This window comes from Amycolatopsis sp. NPDC006131, from assembly GCF_040614175.1.
Lineage (GTDB): Bacteria > Actinomycetota > Actinomycetes > Mycobacteriales > Pseudonocardiaceae > Amycolatopsis_E > Amycolatopsis_E tucumanensis.
The window spans coordinates 1-4676 of the sequence record NZ_JBEXTX010000216.1; the positions used below are offsets into that span (position 1 = coordinate 1).

4 protein-coding genes are annotated in these 4676 nt (G+C 71.0%); 1 reads left to right on the plus strand and 3 read right to left on the minus strand.

The annotated features are described in order from the left end of the window. Nucleotides 1–155: 155 nt before the first annotated feature. From ABZ215_RS43245 to ABZ215_RS43255, 3 genes are read right to left on the minus strand one after another with little or no spacing between them, the layout of a single operon-like run. Complete coding sequence (locus ABZ215_RS43245; RefSeq protein WP_354956740.1) at nucleotides 156–878, minus strand: hypothetical protein; 723 nt, start codon at nucleotides 876–878, stop codon at nucleotides 156–158. Then, complete coding sequence (gene eccE / locus ABZ215_RS43250) at nucleotides 875–2053, minus strand: type VII secretion protein EccE (RefSeq protein WP_020417575.1); 1179 nt, start codon at nucleotides 2051–2053, stop codon at nucleotides 875–877. Before eccE ends, ABZ215_RS43245 begins: the two co-directional genes overlap by 4 nt. Before the next feature lie 23 nt (nucleotides 2054–2076). Continuing rightward, nucleotides 2077–2274 (minus strand): hypothetical protein, encoded by a 198-nt coding sequence (locus ABZ215_RS43255; protein ID WP_354956742.1) that lies wholly within the window; start codon nucleotides 2272–2274, stop codon nucleotides 2077–2079. 306 nt (nucleotides 2275–2580) lie between these two features. Between ABZ215_RS43255 and eccB the strand changes: the two genes are divergently transcribed. After that, nucleotides 2581–4203, plus strand: coding sequence for a type VII secretion protein EccB (gene eccB, locus ABZ215_RS43260; RefSeq protein ID WP_027935795.1), 1623 nt, complete (start codon nucleotides 2581–2583; stop codon nucleotides 4201–4203). Nucleotides 4204–4676 lie beyond the last annotated feature (473 nt).

Here is a 4676-nt window from a genome sequence, read left to right on the forward strand (position 1 = left end):
CTATGTTTGCTTTTCACCTTTTGCCTGGGCGGCTCGTTTGGCATGTCAACTCACGCCAGCAGAGAGGTTGCGGCCCTGGCTCAAGGTGATCGTCCAGTGTCAGGCGACGGGATGACCACCCAGCTCGGGGTTTTGTTCACAGATCAAGAGCCTCGTCAGTCGCCGCGGCGGACTGGGCCCAGTAGTGACTGTTCCTTCGGTGTGGTGACCAGCCGGAGGGGGCGCCAGAGGTTCTGGCCCAGTGCCACCACCTGGTCGTCCTTCAGCGTGGTCAGCTGCCGCACCATCTGCGGCGGCAGGCGCCAGATCCGGGCCGCCAGCTCGGCCTGTCCGGCGGGCAGCCGCTGCATCAGCACGACGTCCGCGGCGTTCGCGATCGTCGTCGCCTGGGGGTGCAGGTACGGCAGCACGTAAACCGTCGTGTGCCAGGGCGATCGGGGCGGGAACAGGTCCTGCGGCGTCGGCCCGCCGTCGGTCACCACCAGCAGCGGTGCGTCCTCCGAGGGGCGCGGCAGCTCGACCGGCGACAGCCGCCGGATGGTCACCAGCGGCGACGGTCGCCCGTTCGGCTGGTTGCCCGCCGCTTTCGGCAGCACCTGCCACGCGGCCGGCCGCCCGGTCGCGATCGTCACCCACGCGCCGACCGCCATCGCCCGTAGCGCCACCTGCCGCGCCAGGTACAGGCCACCGACCAGGACGATCCGGGTGGGGGCGGCCCGCAGGGCGGAGATCGTCAGCGGCTCGCCCTTGAGGCCCGAGCCGACGACGATGCCGCCGCGGTCACCGGACGGGCTGATCGCGTCCAGCAGCACCGGGTCGACCACGAACTCGGGCGCGACGCCCGTGTTCCGGCCCGGGTCACGAAGCCGCAGGCTCATGCGGTGCCTCCCATCGGCATGGTCGCGGCGAGCCCGTCGATCTGCAGGCCGCGCAGCGGGGTCAGCGACACACCGACGCGTTCGGCGAGCGTGTTGAGCCGCTCGTCGGCGGTGTCCAGCTCACGCGGGTTGCGCGCGCTCAGCCGGACCACGCCGCGCAGGCCGACCTTGCCCTCGTCGTCCGCGGGCGAGATGGACATCGCCACGGTCGACGACAGCGTGCGCACGCTGGTCAGCGCGTTCAGCGTGGTCGTGATCTTGCCCTTGGGCCAGCTGGTGACGGCGTAGCTGGCGTGGCCGATGCCCGCGGCCGTCGCGCTGGTCCAGCTCTCCTTCAGGTTCACCTTCGCGCCGCCACCGACGGCCGCGGTCAGCTCGGCGGCCGAGATCCCGGCCCGCAGCAGCTCGTCCGGGCTCAGCGGACGGGTCGGCACGCCCTGCGACTCCAGCGCGTTGCGGACGCGGGACAGCGCGCCGATCAAGGCGCGGTGCGCGCCGACGACGCCGCCGCCGCGCTCGCGGACCGCGTCCGGGCACCGGCGCGGGTCGAGCCGGATCGCCACCCACGTGGTGCGTCGCGCCGCGGCCGGCAGCGGCCCGAGGACCTCCAGGTAGGACGTCAGCGCGGGCGAGTCCGCGGGCAGCGCCGCGCTGCCCGGGTAGCAGTGCCAGATCATCTGGATGGAGTCCAGGACGACGCCGCGGTCCTCCAGGCACGGCGCCAGCGCCGACAGCGGCAGGCTCGGCGCGCCGCCGGCCTGCGTGATCAGCGCGGGCGTGGGCTCGACGAGCAGGACCGCGGTCCACGTGCCGTCGTGCCAGGCGAGCCCGACCTCCTGCAGCTCGTGGTCCTTGCCGTGCGCGACCACCAGGTCCGGCACGACGAGCCGCAGCAGGCTGACGCGCACGTCCTCCGGGCCGGTAACGGACACGTCGCCGGTCGCGATGGCCTGGGCGTCGGGCTTCGGCGGCGTCGACACCCGGTCGTGGCTGCGGAACGAGTAGCGCATCGTAAGTCCAGCCCATTGGGTGAACCACTGACCGCGCCACCGCAGGATCGCGATGATCAGCGCGGCGCCGAGGACGCCGATGCCGACGTAGAGCAGCGACTCGTTGATCGCGATGAGGATCAGCCCGATCGCGAGGCCGATCTCGAGCACCACGAGGTTGGTCACCGGGATCGGGCCGAGCCGGGTGTTCAGGACGCGGCGGCGAGCCGGGGGAGCGACCGGCGCGGGACGTTCGGGGGGCGGCTGCGCCGGCGGCGGCCCACCCTGACCGCCCGGGCCACCGGGTCCACCCGGACCACCGGGTCCACCCGGACCACCGGGTCCACCCGGACCACCGGGTCCACCCGGACCACCAGGTCCGCGACCACCTGGACCGCCAGGCCCACCGGGGCCTCCGGGTCCCTGCGGGCCGCGTGGTCCGGCGGGTCCTCCCGGCCCGCCCGGCACGCCGCCACGCGGTGGCGGACCCGGCGGACGGCCCCTCGGCGGCGGTGAACCCGGGGGCCCACCCGGACGTGGCGGAGTGGTGACGGACATCCGCTCGTTCTTCCCCTCGTACCTACAGCGATCCCGGCAAGCCGGTCGGCCGGGAACCCGACCCTAGCCGGAGTTGGGAGAAACCCACACCGGCGGAGATCCCGTACCGCTATCCTGCGGAACCGTACCGCGACTCGGGGAGCAGTAGGTCGAGAATGCCGTCAACACCGACAACGAAATCGCAAGTTCACGCTTACCAGTTCGTGCTGCGCCGCATGCAGTCCGCGCTGGTGCGGCGTGACTCGGTCATGCTCCACGATCCGATGCGGACCCACGGCAGAGCGACGATCGTCGGGTTCATCCTGGCGCTGCTCGGTGTCGTCGGTTTCGTGATCTTCGGGTTGATCAGCCCGAAACCGGCAGTGCCGGACTCGGGCAACATCGTGATCGGCAAGGAGTCCGGCGCGATCTACGTCGTCACCGGCAACCCGAAGCAGCTGGTCCCGACCTTCAACCTGGCCTCGGCGCGGCTGTTGCTGATGTCGCAGCAGGGGCAGGGCGCCTCCGCGGCGGCGACCGCGGTGGAGCCGTCGGTGGTCCCGGACGACCAGCTCAAGGACATCCCGCGCGGGCGGCTGACGGGCATTGTGGACGGTCCGCAGCTGCTGCCGACCACGTCGCAGCGGGTGTCCGACGACTGGGCGGTGTGCGACCAGCTGACCATCCGGTCGGACCTGCCGAGCCAGCTGGCGTTGCAGCAGGCGACGAACGCCACGACGGTGCTCGCCGGTGTGCCCAACCCCGGACGTGAGCTGGGCGACAACGAGGCCGTGCTGGCCGTCGGCGACAACGACAAGCCGTACCTGATCTACCGCCTGGAGCGGAACCCGAACCAGCCGAACGCGAACACCGTGCGGGCGGAGCTGGACCCGGGCCGCGCCGGTGTCTACACGGCACTGGGCCTGAACCCGCAGAACGCGCGCCGCATCTCCATCGGCCTGCTGAACGCCATCCCGCAGGTGACGCCGTTCACGCCGCCGACCATCCCCGGCAAGGGCAGCGCGACGCAGTTCCAGGCGCTGGACCTGGCCGGTCTGAACGTGGGTGACGTGTTCGCGGTGTCGTTCTCGGACGGCACGCGAAGCAGCTACGTGGTCCTGCAGAACGGGATCCAGCGCGTGTCGCCCGCCGTCGCGGACCTGATCCGGTTCTCGGGCAGCTCGACCGCCGCGCCGCGCCCGCAGGAGCTGTCGCCGAACACGATCACGTCGATCCGCCAGATCCAGTCCGGCGACAGCGACGCGCTCAAGGTCGACACCATGCCGAACACCATCCCGACCGTGCTCGACCCCACGCAGACCCCGGTGACCTGCCTCGGCTGGAACGTGGTGAACCCCGGCGACCCGACGACCGAGGACCAGCACACGGCCGTCTACGTCGGAACGCAGCTCCCGGTCCCGGCCGACGCGAAGCTGATCCAGATCGGCCAGCCCAGCCCGGACGGCCTGAAGATCGACAACTTCTACATGCCCCCGGGCCGCGGAGCGGTCATCCGGTCGGCGACGTCGAAACAGTCCTTCGCGACGGGCCCCATCTCACTGGTGACCGACCGGGGCCTGCGATACGGCGTCCCCGACGCGAACACCGCCAACGCACTGGGCCTGACCGACCCACGGCCGGCGCCGGACGCCATCGTGCGCCTCCTGCCCACCGGAGCGTCCCTGAACGTGCAGGACGCCCAGCGGAGCTACGACTCGGTGCCGGTCTCGCCGAACGCCGGGAGCTTCCCGTCGCAGCAGCAACAGGCGTCCGGAAACACCGGCACATCAGGCAACTAGTCCACAAGAGACAGCGGCCCTCAAGCAAAGCGGAGGGCCGCTGTCTTTTTCCCCGCCACCAAACCGCCGCCCGGCAACGAAAAGCAGGCGACTACCCCAACCAGACCTCCCCCGCCCCCGATCCACAGCCGATCTTTAGTCGCCGATCAGGCGTGTCAAGGCACGCTTTCCCGCCTTGACACGGCTGCTCGGCGACTGAAACACAATCAGGCATCGGGGGCGGGGGTGGTCGGAAGGTGACCGTTCGAGCGCCGTGAGGCGCTGTTTTTGCGCGACAGCGCGGCTCTAAAGATCAAAAGAGTCCTCGCCGGACGGGCAGGCTCCGGGATGACCAGGGGTTGGGTGCCTCGTCCCACCTCGTGCAGTGGGTCGCTGGGTGGTCATCCCGTCGCCTTCCGGTTTGTGCATATCACCTTGAGCCAGGGCCGCAAGGTTGGCATGTTCGGCTGCCGGTTGGCGGCCTGGGTTGCGGC